At 66.7% G+C, this 15,361-nt stretch carries 18 protein-coding genes and 1 tRNA gene; 3 read left to right on the top strand and 16 right to left on the bottom strand.

The features are described 5' to 3' along the window. Positions 1-24: 24 nt before the first annotated feature. The 5 genes from C1704_RS08930 to C1704_RS17465 form a co-directional block, all read right to left on the bottom strand. Entirely contained in the window at positions 25-951 is a 927-nt protein-coding gene (locus tag C1704_RS08930; protein ID WP_104302374.1) for an LD-carboxypeptidase, read from the bottom strand. After that, positions 948-1,547 carry a tRNA adenosine(34) deaminase TadA gene (gene tadA, locus C1704_RS08925; protein ID WP_104302373.1) on the bottom strand — a complete coding sequence of 200 codons (600 nt, stop codon included), beginning with the start codon at positions 1,545-1,547 and terminating at the stop codon, positions 948-950. Before tadA ends, C1704_RS08930 begins: the two co-directional genes overlap by 4 nt. A gap of 7 nt (positions 1,548-1,554) precedes the next feature. Then, on the bottom strand, positions 1,555-1,785 hold the full coding sequence (locus C1704_RS08920; protein WP_104302372.1) for a hypothetical protein: 231 nt from the start codon (positions 1,783-1,785) through the stop codon (positions 1,555-1,557). 108 nt (positions 1,786-1,893) lie between these two features. Continuing rightward, on the bottom strand, positions 1,894-2,877 hold the full coding sequence (locus C1704_RS08915; protein WP_104302371.1) for a YcjF family protein: 984 nt from the start codon (positions 2,875-2,877) through the stop codon (positions 1,894-1,896). A gap of 92 nt (positions 2,878-2,969) precedes the next feature. Beyond that, entirely contained in the window at positions 2,970-3,575 is a 606-nt protein-coding gene (locus tag C1704_RS17465; protein ID WP_146076062.1) for a TetR/AcrR family transcriptional regulator, read from the bottom strand. A gap of 78 nt (positions 3,576-3,653) precedes the next feature. Here C1704_RS17465 and C1704_RS17460 point away from each other — a divergent pair, with 78 nt between their 5' ends. Beyond that, entirely contained in the window at positions 3,654-4,184 is a 531-nt protein-coding gene (locus C1704_RS17460; protein ID WP_146076061.1) for a DoxX family protein, read from the top strand. A 421-nt stretch (positions 4,185-4,605) separates the two neighbouring features. Here C1704_RS17460 and C1704_RS17455 read toward each other — a convergent pair whose 3' ends face one another. The 4 genes from C1704_RS17455 to guaB all read right to left on the bottom strand — a co-directional run bounded on the left by C1704_RS17455 (position 4,606) and on the right by guaB (position 8,983). Further along, entirely contained in the window at positions 4,606-4,971 is a 366-nt protein-coding gene (locus C1704_RS17455) for a hypothetical protein (RefSeq protein WP_146076060.1), read from the bottom strand. Positions 4,972-5,060: 89 nt separating this feature from the next. After that, positions 5,061-5,330, bottom strand: a complete 270-nt coding sequence (locus C1704_RS17450; RefSeq protein WP_146076059.1) for a hypothetical protein — start codon at positions 5,328-5,330, stop codon at positions 5,061-5,063. 512 nt (positions 5,331-5,842) lie between these two features. Further along, positions 5,843-7,441 (bottom strand): glutamine-hydrolyzing GMP synthase, encoded by a 1,599-nt coding sequence (guaA, locus tag C1704_RS08905; protein WP_104302369.1) that lies wholly within the window; start codon positions 7,439-7,441, stop codon positions 5,843-5,845. A 69-nt stretch (positions 7,442-7,510) separates the two neighbouring features. Further along, positions 7,511-8,983: an IMP dehydrogenase gene (guaB, locus tag C1704_RS08900; protein ID WP_104302368.1), complete on the bottom strand. Its 1,473-nt coding sequence runs from the start codon at positions 8,981-8,983 to the stop codon at positions 7,511-7,513. Between the two features lie 169 nt (positions 8,984-9,152). Here guaB and C1704_RS08895 point away from each other — a divergent pair, with 169 nt between their 5' ends. After that, positions 9,153-9,659, top strand: a complete 507-nt coding sequence (locus C1704_RS08895) for a DUF4124 domain-containing protein (protein WP_104302367.1) — start codon at positions 9,153-9,155, stop codon at positions 9,657-9,659. Positions 9,660-9,665: 6 nt separating this feature from the next. Here C1704_RS08895 and C1704_RS08890 read toward each other — a convergent pair whose 3' ends face one another. Both C1704_RS08890 and C1704_RS08885 read right to left on the bottom strand, forming a co-directional pair. Further along, positions 9,666-9,980 carry an RnfH family protein gene (locus tag C1704_RS08890; protein WP_104302366.1) on the bottom strand — a complete coding sequence of 105 codons (315 nt, stop codon included), beginning with the start codon at positions 9,978-9,980 and terminating at the stop codon, positions 9,666-9,668. Further along, positions 9,967-10,419 carry a type II toxin-antitoxin system RatA family toxin gene (locus C1704_RS08885; protein ID WP_104302365.1) on the bottom strand — a complete coding sequence of 151 codons (453 nt, stop codon included), beginning with the start codon at positions 10,417-10,419 and terminating at the stop codon, positions 9,967-9,969. Before C1704_RS08885 ends, C1704_RS08890 begins: the two co-directional genes overlap by 14 nt. A 47-nt stretch (positions 10,420-10,466) precedes the next feature. On the opposite strand from C1704_RS08885, the gene smpB reads away from it, so the two are divergent. After that, positions 10,467-10,931, top strand: coding sequence for an SsrA-binding protein SmpB (gene smpB / locus C1704_RS08880; RefSeq protein WP_104302364.1), 465 nt, complete (start codon positions 10,467-10,469; stop codon positions 10,929-10,931). Here the strand turns inward: smpB and C1704_RS08875 are convergent. The 5 genes from C1704_RS08875 to C1704_RS08855 all read right to left on the bottom strand — a co-directional run bounded on the left by C1704_RS08875 (position 10,911) and on the right by C1704_RS08855 (position 15,325). Beyond that, positions 10,911-12,113: a PLP-dependent transferase gene (locus C1704_RS08875; protein WP_104302363.1), complete on the bottom strand. Its 1,203-nt coding sequence runs from the start codon at positions 12,111-12,113 to the stop codon at positions 10,911-10,913. The genes smpB and C1704_RS08875 overlap by 21 nt on opposite strands. A 10-nt stretch (positions 12,114-12,123) precedes the next feature. Further along, positions 12,124-13,023 (bottom strand): NAD(P)-dependent oxidoreductase, encoded by a 900-nt coding sequence (locus tag C1704_RS08870; RefSeq protein ID WP_170064659.1) that lies wholly within the window; start codon positions 13,021-13,023, stop codon positions 12,124-12,126. 27 nt (positions 13,024-13,050) lie between these two features. Continuing rightward, positions 13,051-14,439: a 30S ribosomal protein S12 methylthiotransferase RimO gene (gene rimO / locus C1704_RS08865; protein ID WP_104302361.1), complete on the bottom strand. Its 1,389-nt coding sequence runs from the start codon at positions 14,437-14,439 to the stop codon at positions 13,051-13,053. Between the two features lie 55 nt (positions 14,440-14,494). Further along, the gene (phaR, locus tag C1704_RS08860; RefSeq protein WP_104302360.1) at positions 14,495-15,079 is read right to left on the bottom strand and encodes a polyhydroxyalkanoate synthesis repressor PhaR; all 585 of its coding nucleotides are present in this window, start codon (positions 15,077-15,079) and stop codon (positions 14,495-14,497) included. A gap of 169 nt (positions 15,080-15,248) precedes the next feature. Next, a tRNA-Val gene (locus tag C1704_RS08855) sits at positions 15,249-15,325 on the bottom strand. Positions 15,326-15,361 lie beyond the last annotated feature (36 nt).

Genomic DNA, 15,361 nt, shown 5'->3' with positions numbered 1-15,361 from the left:
CCACGCGGGAAGCCCCCGAGGAACTCACCAGGCGATCAGGGCATCACGTCCCTGCACCACCAGTTGCACCCTGGCCCCCACCGGCAACGTGACCTTCGTGGCCACATGGCCGAAAGGCAGCCCCGTGAGCACCGGCGTGCGCGTGAGGCTTCGCACATGGGCCACCACGGTCTTGAGCGTGTAGCCCCGGTCCAGCGGTGATGGCTTGAAATCGGTGAAATGCCCGAGCACGATGGCCTTCTGCGCATCCAGCACCCCGGCCTGGTGCAGCTGCAGCAGGTCGCGCTCGATGCGATAAGGGTGCTCGTTCACGTCCTCCAGGAACAGCACGCCCCCCTTCACCCTGGGCCAATGGGGCGTGCCCAGCAAGGCGTTGACCATGCACAGGTTGCCACCCCACAGCCGGCCCTTCACGTCCAGGCCGTCGAAACCGGCTTCGGTGCGGAAGCCCACGGCCTCGAGTTCGCCGCCCATGGCCTCCAGGAAGCAGGCCTCGGTCACCTCATCGACGGCCTCGGCACCGAAGTCGAAGCAGCCCATGGGGCCTGCATAGGTCACGCCCTTCACGCCGTGGGCCAGCAGGGCCAGCTGCAAGGTGGTGAAGTCGCTGTGGCCCACCCAGCGCGTGCCGCGCTCGATGCTGCGGGCCAGGCGCTTGTAGTCGATGCGGTCCAGCAGACGGGTCAGGCCATAGCCTCCGCGCAGTGCCATCGCGATGTCGCAGCCGCTGGACGCCACGCGGTGCAAGGCCTCCAGACGGGTGTCGTCATCGCCGGCGAAGCGTTGGTGTCGTGCCAGTGCCGAGTCATCGAGAGCCACCTCGAAGCCATGCGCTTGCAGCCGCCGCGCCGCCTTGCGCGCCACGGCCGGCTGGGCCACGACGCCGGCGGGCGCAAACAGCACGAGGGACTTGGGCACAGGCGCGGCGTGGGCGTGGTCGTGAAACTTCAACGGGGGGGCTCCAGATCGGTGAATTCGCTGACCTCTCCGGTGGGAATCGGATCGATCGATTCCTCATTGTCGCCGTTCACACCCTCCCCCGCCGCATCAGGGGCGCTCCCCGCGCGCCGCTGGCGGTAGGCCGCCCGCCGTTCAGCGAAGAAGTCGCGCAGCACCTGGCCGCAGGCCTCGGCCAGGACGCCCCCCACCACCTCGGTGTGGTGGTTCAGCTGGGCTTGCGCGAACAGGTCGATCACCGAGCCGGCCGCCCCCGTCTTGGGATCGGTCGCCCCGAACACCACCCGCTTGAAGCGGGCGTGCATCAGGGCCATGGCGCACATCGCACAGGGTTCGAGGGTGACGTAGAGCTCGCACTCGGGCAGGCGGTAGTTGCCCAGCAGCTGGGCCGCATGGCGCAGGGCCACGATCTCGGCATGGGCCGTGGGGTCGTGCTCGGTGATGGGGCGGTTGTAGCCCGTGGCGATCACCTTGCCTTCGCGCATCACCACAGCCCCCACCGGCACCTCGCCCACCAGCCAGGCGTTGTGCGCCTGGTCCAGCGCGATGCGCATGGCGTGCTCGTCCTGGCGCTTCTGTTCGTCGTTCATTCGCCGCTCATTCGTCGATCTTGCGGGGCGGTTGCTGCAGGGCCTCGTTCAGACTCTGGCGGAACTGGTCGAGCTGCTGCTGGGGCGAGCCGCGCAAAGGGGGCGGTGTCTGAGCCGGGGACTCGGCCGCGGGCGGCGGCACCGACGGTACCGTCACGGCCGAGAGCTGCTTCTTGACCAGCAGGGCCACCACGGCAAGGACGGCCAGCAAGGCCGCCAGGCTGAAGAGCGTGCGCATGAGGAAACGGGTTCGAGCCTTCGAGAAACCCCGTTTCTAGCACGCCACCCGCCCGTGCACCGCACCACCCGTCTTGCGAGGGCCGCCGCTCGCACGACCCCAGAGCCCTTACCCCTGGCGGACGAGATTCATCACCTGCGTGGCGTCCAGGGTGCGCGCCCGTTCCTGCATCTGCGGCAGGTAGCGCGACTGCAGCCCCTGCGCTTCGCGCGTCATGCCGGCATAGGCGTCCTTGAGCATCTGGGCCGACAGCACCCGGCCGCCCGCGTAGTAGCGCTTGGCCACGTGGCCCAGGGCGTAGGTGGCGGCGAAGCTCATGCCCGAGCTGACGGCCTGCTTGCCCAGCCCGCGCAGCAGCCCTCCACCCACCGACCCCAGCAGGCCGCCGATCAGCTTGCGCCCGGCCTGCTCGAGGTACTGCGAGGTCAGGCCCACCCCGGCGGTGGCGAGGAAGTCCTTGATGTGCCCGCGGTCCAGCTCGTAGCCGTAGGCCTTGCCGATGCGGTACACGAGCTTCATCTGCAGCGGGATGATGGCGAGGGTCGAGATCGATTCCGGCAGCAGCTCCAGGGCGCCGTTGAGGATGGCAGCGTTCAGGATGGCCGAATCGAGTTCCGCCTCGTTCACGGGCGCCCGGGTGGTGGTGGGGGCCGCGGCGGGCGAAGGTGCTGGCGCTGGCGCTGCCGGGACAGAGGCCGGTGCCTGTGCGGTCATCGGCACGGTCGCCAGGGCTTCGGCCTGCTGCGAGATCGTGGCGGCCACGCCCGCCTCCATCCCGAGGGCCCGGGCCAGGTCGGCCAGGAAGGCCTGCTCGGCGGGGGACTGCGCCCCATCGGCGTCGCACACGCCCACGGCCATCTCGTAGGCCAGCTGGCGCGACTCGGCGCTGGACAGCGCCGGCGCGGCCGAGGCCACCGTCACGCGCTTCATCAGCACGTCCTGCACCAGCGTGGGCACATGGATGCCGTCATCGCCGGCCAGGCCTTCGGCAATGCGCCGGATCTCGGCACGCTCACGTTCGTGCTTCTGTCCATCGGCAAACGCCGCCAGAAGGCTGATCGTCACGATGGCCCGGGTATCGTCTGTTGTCATGCGGTTCTCCTTGCGCTCCCTTGGTGCCACCCTCGACCCGGCCGGTTCCCTGCCGCAGGGGGCATCCTGTGTACAACCGTATCCTATCGGGGTCAGGGCCGGGCCAGCCCATCCAGGAAGAGTTCCAGCGCCTTCTCGGCATAGGCCATCGTCGCCGCGTGCTGGGCGCCCGGCTCGCGCAGCATGCCGATCCCCAGCAGCGTCGCCAAGCCATGCACCATGGCCCAGCAGGCATGCGACAACTCGCCGGGCTCCCCCGGGCGGAACGCCCCCTGCGCCTGGCCAGCCGCGACGAGCTGGCGCAGCTCATCGAACAGCCGCGCGCCCGCCCCCACCAAGGCCTCGCTGGCCTGAGGCTGGGCGATGGCACTGAACATGTGGCCCAGCAGTTGCGGCGACGCCATCCCGAAGCCCACATAGGCCAGGCCGCTGGCCTTCAAGCGGCTGCGGGCATCGGGCGGCGCGGCATGCACGGCGGCGCGACTGGCGGCCAGCAGTTCGTCGAAACCCTGCTCGGCGACCGCATCCAGCAGCGCCCGCTTGTCAGCGAAATGCCGATACGCCGCGGTGTGCGACACGCCCACCGCCTTCGCCATCTCGCGCATCGAGAGCCCATCCAGGCGGGCGTGCTCCATCTGCTCTCGGGCATAAGCCAGAAGAACGGCCCTCAGATCGCCGTGGTGGTAAGCCGTGTTCATGGAGTTCGCGCCTGGTATGTTGACAATGGAAACATCAGATGGAACAATGTTTCCATTGTAAACATAAGGTGAGCTTTCATGAGCTTTCTTTTCCTGATCGTCTCGGCCACCGGGCTGGCCTGGGTGGCGTCGCGCCTGCTCAACCACCCTCTGGACTTGCGGGGCGCCATGCGCTGGGGCATGGGGCTGGGCTTCCTCTTCACCGGGGTTGATCACTTCGTGAGCGCGCAAACCCGCTACGTGCCCATGATGCCCGACGCCCTGGCCGACCACGCCTTGGCGTGGGTGTATCTCACCGGCGCGGCCGAGCTGCTGGGCGGTCTGGCCCTGCTGGTGCCGGTGACGGTGTTCAAGCGCCTGGGCCTGCCCAATCTTCAAAGGCAGGCCGGCATCTGGCTGGCGGTGATGCTCGTGTGCGTCGTGGCCGCCAACATCAACGTAGCCCTGAAAGGCCAGACCGTCCAAGGCCTGGACTTCGGCGCCTGGTACTTCTGGATCCGCCCGCTGTTCCAGCCCGTCTTCATCGCCTGGGCGCTCTACTGCGTGGGCGTGTGGCCACGCCCTGCCGGTCAGCCGCTTCTGGTGGACCCCCGCCACATGCGCAGCTGAGCCGCGCCGAGGCTCCAGACCGCTACAGCCAGCCTCGTGGGCGTGGTGACTGACCGCTTGCGTGGGACCAGGAGCATCACTTTCGACCCGGAGCGGACTTCCGGGTGCACCGCCGATTGGTGCTAAAGCGGTCAGTTGACAGCAGCAACCTTCAAAGCCGCGACCTGCCGCTTGCATTGTGTGGCGCCTCGGTGATGCAGATTCCATGTCGGCACGGGACCCCTTCGATCCCACACCAGATGCCGGATATCCTGCCGCTTGCATTGTGTGGCGCCTCGGTGATGCAGATTCCATGTCGGCACGGGACCCCTTCGATCCCACACCAGATGCCGGATATACGACTGCAGGTGCTTCTCCCCCACAGCCCTCATCGATCAGGTCCTTGCCGTTGCGGGGGAGTCCATATATGAATTGTTAGGCCTCAGCCGGGGAGTGCCGCCAAGATTTGAGGAACATGCTGGTAGAGGGAAGCCAGACCTGAAACAAGTGTCGCGGTGTCTGCTCCGGCCGAAAGCCAATTGAAAAGACCTGCCGAGGTAGCCTTTGCGGCAATCTCCGGCTCCGTTCGCGGAGCGCTCCCGACAAAGGTAAGAACCTCGCGCAGCACATCCAGAGGTGTATCGGCATTCAGACCCAGGGCGCCCAGTAAGCTTTCAGGAGCCCGAAGGTCAATCGCTTTGCCACAGGCGACAAAGCAATTGGCTCCGATATCTACATCGGCATCGGCTGGAGCGCTAATGCCGGTTCCGCAGTTCTCGAAGTGGTTGTCACAGATCTTGATGGGCATGCAAGACTCCAATGAGGCCTAACGTCGAAGCTCAGGGGCGCGCCGCTTGCGGCGCGTCCCGCTGGAGCGAAGTGTTAGAGGCGGTCTGCTCATAACCAATTATCGTCTGGGTCAGAGCGCCACCACGCCCAGAGAGTAGGAAAGGCCGCAAAGAGAAATCCATAGACAACAAGGTGGCTAAAGTTAATGAGGGCATTAAGAATCAAGATGATAGACAACAGGGTACAAACACGCCCAGTAGAAGGGCGAGAACTGAATTCAGAAAACCATTTGCTGAAATAAAGCAGACTCAGCCCGAGTGACGTGACCGCCGCGAAGACCAGCGGAAAAATGGGCTCCTGATCAAACATGGGGGTCATATAAATTTCCCACAGCCTTTCCAGCCTTTCGTCTCCTTCCGAGAAAAAGGGGAGCCCCAACAATATTGCCAACCCTGCATATATTACAAAAGCTAGGGACTGTGGCCCGTTTCCGTATGAATACCTCATGCCTCTAACGTGTTATAGGGAGCAAAACTGCTGCATAACACCGCCGGCTGTCTCCCTAACACCGACGGCCTGATCGGGCGGGAAGCCGCGCCCAGCCTTCGTTTTCAGGCATTTACTGGATGCTTGTACAGTACTAAAATTCATGCAAATTGGCGCAGCGTTCGCAAGGCGCACTTTGCATGATCCGCGGGTGGCCCGGTACCCCCAAAAGAGGGAGCCGTCGCGCACAAAGCCGCCCCTCCCAACCGACCGCTCCTGGCCGCAAGCGCACGTCCATGGCTTTTCCATGGAGCCGCCAATCGACTCCGAGTTTTTGACCGTCCGCCTCCATCAGGCGCCGGCACGGCTGGGCTACAACCGGGGCGTTGCCCGCCCCCAGCCCCTCACTCCCACTCGATCGTTGCGGGTGGCTTGGAGCTCACGTCGTAGGTCACGCGGTTGATGCCGCGCACCTCGTTGATGATGCGGCCCGACACGCGCTTGAGCAGGCTGTAGGGCAGTTCGGCCCAGTCGGCCGTCATGAAGTCGCTGGTCTGCACGGCGCGCAGCGCCACCACGTAGTCGTAGGTGCGGCCGTCGCCCATCACGCCCACGCTCTTGACCGGCAGGAAGACGGCAAAGGCCTGGCTGGTGAGGTCGTACCAGCTCTTGCCGGTGGCTTCGTCCTTGGTGTTGCGCAGTTCCTCGATGAAGATGGCGTCGGCCCGGCGCAGCAGGTCGGCGTAGTCCTTCTTCACCTCGCCCAGGATGCGCACGCCCAGGCCGGGGCCCGGGAAGGGGTGGCGGTAGACCATCTCGGGCGGCAGACCCAGGGCCACGCCCAGTTCGCGCACCTCGTCCTTGAAGAGTTCGCGCAGCGGCTCCAGCAGCTTCAGGCCCAGTTGCTCGGGCAGGCCGCCCACGTTGTGGTGGCTCTTGATGGTGACGGCCTTCTTGCTCTTGGCTCCACCCGACTCGATCACGTCGGGATAGATGGTGCCTTGTGCCAGCCAGGCCACGTGGCGCGCATGCGTTTCCTTGATCTTTGCGGCCTCGGCCTTGAACACGTCGACGAACAGGCCGCCGATGATCTTGCGCTTGGCTTCGGGGTCGCTCACGCCCGCCAGCTTGCCGAGGAAGAGTTCGCTCGCATCGACGCGCACCACGCGCGCATGCAGCTTGCCCGCGAACATGTCCATCACCATGTCGCCTTCGTTCAGGCGCAGCAGGCCATGGTCGACGAACACGCAGGTAAGCTGGTCGCCGATGGCGCGGTGGATGAGCGCGGCCGCCACGCTGGAATCGACCCCGCCCGACAGGCCAAGGATGACCTCCTCATCACCCACCTGCTCGCGGATGCGGGCCACGGCTTCCTCGATGTAGTCGCCCATGACCCAGTCGCCCGCGGCACCGCAGATGTCGCGCACGAAGCGCGTGAGCAGCGCCTTGCCCTGCACGGTATGGGTGACCTCGGGGTGGAACTGCACACCGTAGTAGCCGCGGGTCTCGTCGGCCATGCCGGCGATGGGGCAGCTCGGTGTGGAGGCCATCAGCTTGAAGCCCGGGGGCAGCTCGGTGACCTTGTCGCCGTGGCTCATCCACACCTGCAGCATGCCGTAGCCGTCGGCGGTGCGGAAGTCCTCGATGCCGTTGAGCAGCTTGGTGTGGCCGCGCGCGCGCACTTCGGCATAGCCGAACTCGCGATGGTCGCTCCACTCGACCTTGCCACCCAGCTGCACGGCCATGGTCTGCATGCCGTAGCAGATGCCCAGCACCGGCACGCCCAGGTCCCACACGGCCTGCGGGGCGCGCAGCTCGTGGTCTTCGTAGGTGCTGGCGTGGCTGCCCGAAAGGATGATGCCCTTGGGCGCAAAGCTGCGGATGAAGTCATCCGACACGTCGTTGGGGTGGATCTCGCAATAGACGTGGGCTTCCCGCACGCGCCGGGCGATCAGCTGGGTGACCTGGGAGCCGAAATCGAGGATGAGAATCTTGTCGTGCACGGTTCGGGCCTGTAGCGAAAAGGAAAAAAGGCAGCACCCGGTGCTGCCTGTGTGAACGAAGCGCGTCAATCACTCGACGCGGTAATTCGGGGCTTCCTTGGTGATCTGCACGTCGTGGACGTGGCTTTCGCGGATGCCGGCCGAGGTGATCTCGACGAACTCGGCCTTGCTGCGCATGTCTTCGATGGTGGCGCAGCCGCAGTAGCCCATCGCGGCCTTCAGGCCGCCGGCCATCTGGTACAGGATGGCCACCACCGAGCCCTTGTAGGGTACCCGCCCCTCGATGCCTTCAGGCACGAGCTTGTCGGCGTTGGGGTTGGTGGTCTCGTCGTTTTCCTGGAAGTAGCGATCGGCCGAGCCGGCCTTCATCGCGCCGATCGAGCCCATGCCGCGGTAGCTCTTGTAGCTGCGGCCCTGGTAGAGGATGACCTCGCCGGGCGCCTCTTCCGTGCCGGCAAACATGCCGCCCATCATCACGCTGCTGGCACCTGCCGCGATCGCCTTGGCAATGTCGCCCGAGTAGCGGACGCCACCATCGGCAATGAGCGGCACGCCCGAGCCGTGCAGCGCACTGGCCACGTTGTCGATCGCGGTGATCTGGGGCACGCCCACGCCGGCCACGATGCGGGTCGTGCAGATCGAACCGGGGCCGATGCCCACCTTCACCGCATCCGCCCCGGCTTCCACCAGGGCCAGCGCCGCCGCGCCGGTGGCGATGTTGCCGCCGATCACGTCCACACCCGGGAAGTTCTTCTTGACCCAGCGCACGCGCTCGATCACGCCGGCGCTGTGCCCGTGGGCCGTGTCCACCACGATGGCGTCCACACCGGCCTTCACCAGCAGCTCGACACGCTCTTCCGTGCCCTCGCCCACGCCCACGGCGGCGCCCACGCGCAGCTTGCCTTGCGAGTCGCGGGCGGCATTCGGGAAGTTGGTCTGCTTGGTGATGTCTTTCACCGTCATCAGGCCGCGCAGCTCGAAGGCATCGTTCACCACCAGCACGCGCTCGAGCTTGTGCTTGTGCATCAGGGCCTTGCCTTCTTCGAGCGAGGCGCCCTCCTTCACCGTGATGAGCCGTTCACGCGGTGTCATGATCTCGCGCACCGGCGCGTCCATGCGGGTCTCGAAGCGCAGGTCGCGCCCGGTGACGATACCCACCACCGTCTTGCCTTCGAGCACCGGGAAGCCCGAGATGCCGTGCTGGTCGGACAGGGCCTTGACCTGGCGCACCGTGGTGTCAGGCGAGATGGTGATCGGGTCGCGCAGCACACCCGATTCGTAGCGCTTGACCTTGGCCACCTCGGCCGCCTGCTCACGCGGCGAGAGGTTCTTGTGCACGATGCCGCAGCCGCCCTCCTGGGCGATGGCAATCGCCAGGCGCGCCTCGGTGACCGTGTCCATGGCCGCGGACACCAGCGGCAGGTTCAGGGTGATGTTGCGGGTGAGGCGGGTCGCGAGCGAGGTGTCGCGTGGGAGGACTTGGGAGAACGCCGGCACCAGCAACACATCGTCGAAGGTGAGCGCTTTACCGAGGAGGCGCATGAGGGTAGCTCCAGACGCAAAGCGCGATTATACGGAAGCGGCCAGCCCCCCTGCCCCGGGGCGGTGTGGCCTGGACGCCCCAAGGGTCTGTGCGATCCGTCACGAACGGCGGTGGCACCGGGGCTGGCCCCCTTGGTTGGCTGGGTGAGCGACCGCTACACTTGGCCGCATGAAAAATTCCACGTCTCGCACGCTGTTGGCTTGCCTTGGTCTGGCCCTGGGTCTGGCGTCGGCCTTGCCGGCAGCCGCGCAATGGAAGTGGAAGGACAGTGCCGGCAAGGTGCAGTACAGCGACCGCCCGCCGCCATCCACGGTGCCTGAGCGCGACATCCTGCAGCGCCCGTCGAACGTGCGCAGCTTTGCCCCGGCGCCCGTCACCGAGACCCCGGCATCGCCGGCTGCCGCCGCCTCTGCACCCGGGGTGGACAAGGATCTCGAAGCCCGCCGTCGCGCCGAGGAACAAGCCCGCCAGGCCAAGGAAAAGGCCGAGAAGGACAAGGTCGCCCAGGCCCGCGCCGAGAACTGCGCCCGGGCGCGCAACTACATGCAGACCCTCGACAGCGGCGTTCGCATTGCCCGCACGAACGCCCAGGGCGAACGAGAGATCCTCGGCGACGAAGCCCGGGCGGCTGAAGCGGCTCGCACGCGCGAGCTCATCGCGGCGAACTGCGACTGAAACGACTCACCCTGTTCGTCTCGGCTTGCGCGGTTGCTTGCGATAGCGCAGCCGCCGCGCTTCCTTGGGGTCCACGGTGAGCGGCCGGTAGACCTCCACCCGATCGCGGTCGCGCAGAATCTGGTCCAGCGTCGCCACCCGACCCCACACCCCCACGCGGTGCCGAGCCGCATCGAGCAGGCCCTCGTGCCGCTGAAGCAAGCCGCTGGTCTGCAGGGCTTGCATGACGGTAGCCCCGTCGGGCAGATCGAGCATCACATGGTCCACCATGTGCGGCGCGCTCGCATAGACCACCTCGATCTTCACCTCAGCGGGCCCCATAGACCTGCTCGGCCCGCCGCACGAAGGAGTCGACCAAGGTGTTGGCGATGCGGTCGAACACGGGGCTCACCAGCGTCTGCAGGGCCGTACTGGCAAAGGCGTAGCGCAGATCGAGTTCGACCTTGCAGGCCGCCGGCCCGGTCGGCCCACTGCCCAGGGGCTGGAAGCGCCACTCGCCGGCCAGCTCCGAGAAGGGGCCGTCCACCAGCTCCACCACCACCAGTTCAGGCGCCCGGTGGGTGTTGCGGGTCGTGAAGGCGTGATGCAGGCCAGCGTAGCGCAACGTCAGGCGCGCGATCATCTCGTGCTCGGTTTCCGACAGGATGTCGGCTTTCTCGCACCAAGGCAGGAAAACGGGATAGTCCATCACGCCGGTGACGAGGTCGTACATTTCACGCGGCGAGTACCACAGCAGGACGGACTTCTTGACGTGCTTCATACAATGCCGGGATTGTAGTTAGGGCTCGCGCCCCCACCTTGCTTCCCATGTCCATCGCCGAAAACCGCAAAGCCCACTACAACTATCTCATCGAGGAACGCTTCGAGGCGGGCATCGTGCTGTCCGGGTGGGAGGTCAAGGCCATCCGAGCCGGTCAGGTCCAGCTCACCGACGGCTACGTGGTCATCAAGGACGGCGAGCTCTACCTGATCGGCTGCCGCATCAACGCCCTGCGCACCGCCTCGACCCACGTGCGACCCGAGGCCGACCGCACCAAGAAGCTCCTGATGCACAAGGACCAGATCCGGCGTTTGATCGGCAAGGTGGAGCAAAAAGGCTACACCCTGGTGCCGCTCAATCTGCACTACAAGGGGGGCCTGGTGAAGGCCGAGATCGCGCTGGCCAAGGGCAAGCAGATGCACGACAAGCGCGAGACCGAGAAGAAGCGCGACTGGGAAAGGGAGAAAGGCCGCCTGATGCGGCACAAGGTCTCATCCGGCACCAAGGGCTGAGTCCTTGGCCTGCGCGAGATCGGCGATCAGGTCGTCCACCGCTTCCAGGCCGATGCACAGCCGCACCAGCGTGCCCCGGTAGGGCGTGGGCAGGCGCCGCATGCGCGAGGCGTGATACGGGACCGCCAGGCTGACCGGCCCGCCCCACGACCAGGCAATCCGGAACAGCTTCAGGGCATCGACGAAGGCGTCCCCCTGAGCCGCGGAGAAGCGCGGGTCCAGTTCCACCGTCAGCAGCCCGGCCGCGGACGAACACAGCGACTGCCAATGCTCATGACCCGGCGAGCCCGGCGTGGCCGGATGCAGCACCCGCGCAAACTGCGGCTGCTCGCCACACCACTGCGCGATACGGCGCGCCGCGCGGTCCTGGGCGTGGTAGCGCAATTCCAGCGAGGGCAAGGCCCGCAGCACAGCCTCCACATCGTTCAGGCCCACCCCCAGGCCCAGGCGGCTGTGGGCCCAGGCCAGGGTCTGGTACAGGCCAGGATCGCGGCAGGCGATCGAGCCCATCAGCACGTCGCCACCACCGGAGGGGTATTTGGTCAGGGCATGCACGGTGAGGTCCACGCCCAGGCCCTCGCCCAGTTCGAACGGCGCAAAGGCCAGACCGGCGCCCCAGGTGTTGTCCAGCGCCACCACGGCCTGCGGCGCCTTCTCGCGCACCGTGCGCACCAGGGCACGCAGGTCGGGGAACTCCAGCGTCACCGAGCCGGGCGCTTCCAGCCACACCAGCTTCACTTCGGGCGACAGCACGGCTGCGAGCGAGGCGGCATCCATCGGGTCGTAGAGCCGGTGCGTGATGCCCCACCGGGCGAGTTCCTGTTCGACAAAATTCAGGCTGGGCCCGTAGACGTTGTCGGGCAGCACCACCCCGTCCCCCTGGCGCAGCAAGGCGATGTCCACCGTCGTGATGGCCGACAGGCCGCTGGGCGCCAGCAGCACGTGGCGCGCACCTTCCAGCGTGGCCAGGCGCTCTTCGAGCATGAAGGTGGTGGGCGTGCCGTGCAGGCCGTAGGTGTAGGCGCTCTTGTCGTCCCAGCGCCGCTGGCGCAGCGCGGCCACGTTGGGGAAGAACACGGACGAGGCCTTGAACACGCCCGGCACCGTGGCATCGAATTCCGACGGCGCGCGGTAGGGGTGGTGAATGAGGTGTGTACTGATACGGGGCGGGCGGGAGCTCATGGGCGGCGCTTCAGTATCCGAGTTGACGATCGATGAGGCGGGGCAAGGGGCGGCCGGCTTCGAGCGCGTCCAGCCCCTCGGCGAACTGGGCCACAATGGTGTGCACCGAGGACTGCGCCGCGATGTGTGGGGTGATCACAAGGTTCGGCGCCTCCCACAGCGGGGAGTCGGGGGGCAGCGGTTCGTTCACCTGCACGTCCAGCGCGGCGAAGGCCAGGTGCCCGCTGCGCAGCGCCGCGACGAGGTCCTCCTCGACCACGTGCGCTCCCCGGGCGATGTTGATGAGTGCGCTCCTGCGCGGCATCGCCGCCAGGGCCTCCCGGTCGATCAGGCCGGTGGTCTCGGGCGTGAGCGGCAGCGCGCAGACGACGATCTGCGCCTCGCGCAGGGCCTCGTGCAGCGGACGGCCCTGGCTGCGCCGCCAGCCCTGCACCTCGAAGCCGCAGGCGGCCAGCATGCGCGAGATCTCCTGCCCCGTGGCACCCTGCCCCAGCACGCACACGCGATGACGGGCCGCGGCCATCGGGTGACGCTTCCAGACACGCTCACGCTGCTGCTCGTCGTAGCGCGGCAGCTCGCGGGCAAAGCGCAGCGCCATGGCCGTCACGTACTGGGCGATGCCCAGCGCCTGGTCGGGGTCGACGATGCGCGACACCGGCACGGCAGCCGGCAGCTCAGGCACCAGCAGCTTTTCCACGCCGGCCGCCACCGAACAGACCCAGCGCAGCCGCGGCAGCGCCTGGGCCACACCGGCCGGCAAACGCCAGCCGAACACCACCTCGGCATCGGCCCAGTCGGCCACGGGTTGATCGCGCGACCACACGACGATCTCGTCATGCGGACGGGCGCGGCGCAGGGCGTGCAGGTAGGGGTCGGCAGGCAGGGGATGGCTCAGCAGCAGGATCTTCATGCCCGCGACCATACCCCAAGCCAAGGGTCAGATCGGCTGGCCGATCAGGTCATGGCCCTGGGTGCCGACGATGCGGGCCCGGGTGAACTCGCCCACCTTGAGCGTGCGCGAGGCTTTCTCGGGCGGCAGCAGGCGCACGGTGCCGTCGATCTCGGGGGCATCGGCATAGCTCCGCCCGGTCCCGCCCTTGCGGCCCATGGCCGGCGCTGCATCGACCAGCACCTGCATCGTGGCGCCCACGCGCTGCTCCAGCTTGGCGGTGGACACGGCCTCGGCCACGGCCATGAAGCGCGCACGGCGCTCTTCGCGCACGGCATCGGGCACGGCCCCGGGCAGGTCGTTGGCGGTTGCGCCCTCCACCGGGGAATAGGCAAAGCAGCCGGCGCGGTCGATCTGTGCCTCGCGCATGAAGTCGAGCAAGGTCTCGAACTCGGCCTCGGTCTCGCCGGGAAAGCCTGCAATGAAGGTCGAGCGGATCACGATCTCGGGGCAGATTTCGCGCCAGCGCTGGATGCGCTCCAGGTTGCGCTCACCGCTGGCCGGGCGCTTCATGCGCTTGAGCACATCGGGGTGGGCGTGCTGGAAGGGCACGTCGAGATACGGCAGGATCAGGCCTTCGGCCATCAGCGGCACGATCTCGTCCACGTGCGGATAGGGATACACGTAGTGCAGCCGCACCCAGGCGCCATGCTCGGCCGCCATCGCGCCCAGGGCCTGCACGAGCTCCAGCATGCGCGTGCGCACGGGTTTGCCGTCCCAGAAGCCGGTGCGGTACTTCACGTCCACGCCATAGGCACTGGTGTCCTGACTGATCACCAGCAGCTCCTTCACACCCGCCTCGAAGAGCCGGCGTGCCTCGCCCAGCACGTCACCGATGGGCCGCGACACCAGGTCGCCGCGCATGCTGGGGATGATGCAGAAGGAACAGCGGTGGTTGCAGCCCTCGCTGATCTTCAGGTAGGCGTAGTGCTTGGGCGTGAGCTTGATGCCCGTGGGTGGCACCAGGTCAACGAAAGGATCATGCGGTTTCGGCACGTGCAGGTGCACGGCATCCATCACCTCCTGGGTGGCGTGCGGGCCGGTGACGGCCAGCACCTTGGGGTGGACTTCCTTCACCAGGTTGCCACCGCCCTCCCCGGCCCGCGCCCCCAGGCAGCCGGTGACGATGACCTTGCCGTTGTCGGCCAGGGCCTCGCCGATGGTGTCCAGGCTTTCCTTCACGGCATCGTCGATGAAGCCGCAGGTGTTCACGATCACCAGGTCGGCACCCTGGAAGGTCTTGGAGGTCTCGTAGCCCTCGGCGCGCAGCTGGGTGAGGATGAGTTCGGAGTCGGTCAGCGCCTTGGGGCAACCCAGGCTCACGAAGCCGATCTTGGGGGCGGTGGCGGTGTCCGCCACGGAGGTGTCTTGCGTCATGGGCGGATTTTCGCCGATCCGCCCCGGCCGCGCCGGATGCCGGGACCCGCGACGATCAGCGTTTGGGAGGCGTGAAGCCCGGGAAGCCCGGCATCAGCGTCCCGGCCTGCTTCTGCATCTGCTCCTGCATCTGGACGAACACGTTCTTCGACTGCTCGAGGTAGTTGCTCATCAGCCCCTGCATCATCGGTGTCTGGACGCTCATGAACTGGGCCCACAACTCGGGTGAGAAGCCCTTGTTGCCCTCGACCATGCCCCGCGACTGTTCCGCGAAGCGGTTCTGCATCTCGACGAAGGCCTGGATGTTCTTCTCCAGATACGAGCCCATCAGGCCCTGCATGGCGTTGCCGTAGAAGCGGATGATGTCGGCCAGCATGGTGGTGGAGAACATCGGCACGCCGCCGGACTCTTCCTCCAGGATGATCTGCAGCAGGATGCTGCGCGTGAGGTCCTCGTTGGTCTTGGCGTCGCGCACAACGAACTCTTCGCCGGCCAGCACCATCTTCTTCACATCGGCCAAGGTGATGTAGCTGCTGGTGGCGGTGTCATAGAGGCGGCGGTTCGGGTACTTCTTGAGGGTGCGCACGGATGCGGCGCCTGCGCCGCCGGAAGCGGCAGCACCACGTTTGGCCTGTGCCATGTGAGGGGTCTCCAACAACCGGGACAGTGCACGACAGTGCACAGCGAGAAGTCATTCTATGGGTTCGCAGCTCGAACCCCGCAAGGGGGTTTCCCCACGATGCCCCCAGCCTGTGCGAGGCTCGCGCCAAGGAAAAAGCCCCGCAGGGTCGCTGCGGGGCTTTGCATCTTGGTAGGCGCGATTGGACTCGAACCAACGACCCCCACCATGTCAAGGTGGTGCTCTAACCAGCTGAGCTACGCGCCTAAGAAGTCCGACACTATAGCACGTTTTTGGCACGGT

Origin of the sequence: Caldimonas caldifontis (assembly GCF_002930615.1) — a bacterium.
In the GTDB taxonomy this organism is placed as follows: domain Bacteria; phylum Pseudomonadota; class Gammaproteobacteria; order Burkholderiales; family Burkholderiaceae_C; genus Caldimonas; species Caldimonas caldifontis.
Note: the sequence above shows the minus strand (reverse complement) of the source record. Positions and strands in the feature narration are given on the sequence as shown.

What these genes read in the sequence shown, in the direction of transcription:
- C1704_RS17455 (WP_146076060.1), bottom strand. Translation starts at nt 4,971, where the DNA reads ATGCCCATCAAGATCTGTGACAACCACTTCGAGAACTGCGGAACCGGC.
- guaB (WP_104302368.1), bottom strand. Translation starts at nt 8,983, where the DNA reads ATGCGCCTCCTCGGTAAAGCGCTCACCTTCGACGATGTGTTGCTGGTG.
- C1704_RS17460 (WP_146076061.1), top strand. Translation starts at nt 3,654, where the DNA reads ATGAGCTTTCTTTTCCTGATCGTCTCGGCCACCGGGCTGGCCTGGGTG.
- C1704_RS17465 (WP_146076062.1), bottom strand. Translation starts at nt 3,575, where the DNA reads ATGAACACGGCTTACCACCACGGCGATCTGAGGGCCGTTCTTCTGGCT.
- tadA (WP_104302373.1), bottom strand. Translation starts at nt 1,547, where the DNA reads ATGAACGACGAACAGAAGCGCCAGGACGAGCACGCCATGCGCATCGCG.
- C1704_RS08920 (WP_104302372.1), bottom strand. Translation starts at nt 1,785, where the DNA reads ATGCGCACGCTCTTCAGCCTGGCGGCCTTGCTGGCCGTCCTTGCCGTG.
- C1704_RS08885 (WP_104302365.1), bottom strand. Translation starts at nt 10,419, where the DNA reads ATGAAGCACGTCAAGAAGTCCGTCCTGCTGTGGTACTCGCCGCGTGAA.
- C1704_RS08875 (WP_104302363.1), bottom strand. Translation starts at nt 12,113, where the DNA reads ATGAGCTCCCGCCCGCCCCGTATCAGTACACACCTCATTCACCACCCC.
- rimO (WP_104302361.1), bottom strand. Translation starts at nt 14,439, where the DNA reads ATGACGCAAGACACCTCCGTGGCGGACACCGCCACCGCCCCCAAGATC.
- phaR (WP_104302360.1), bottom strand. Translation starts at nt 15,079, where the DNA reads ATGGCACAGGCCAAACGTGGTGCTGCCGCTTCCGGCGGCGCAGGCGCC.
- C1704_RS08895 (WP_104302367.1), top strand. Translation starts at nt 9,153, where the DNA reads ATGAAAAATTCCACGTCTCGCACGCTGTTGGCTTGCCTTGGTCTGGCC.
- C1704_RS17450 (WP_146076059.1), bottom strand. Translation starts at nt 5,330, where the DNA reads ATGACCCCCATGTTTGATCAGGAGCCCATTTTTCCGCTGGTCTTCGCG.
- C1704_RS08915 (WP_104302371.1), bottom strand. Translation starts at nt 2,877, where the DNA reads ATGACAACAGACGATACCCGGGCCATCGTGACGATCAGCCTTCTGGCG.
- C1704_RS08870 (WP_170064659.1), bottom strand. Translation starts at nt 13,023, where the DNA reads ATGAAGATCCTGCTGCTGAGCCATCCCCTGCCTGCCGACCCCTACCTG.
- C1704_RS08890 (WP_104302366.1), bottom strand. Translation starts at nt 9,980, where the DNA reads ATGGGGCCCGCTGAGGTGAAGATCGAGGTGGTCTATGCGAGCGCGCCG.
- smpB (WP_104302364.1), top strand. Translation starts at nt 10,467, where the DNA reads ATGTCCATCGCCGAAAACCGCAAAGCCCACTACAACTATCTCATCGAG.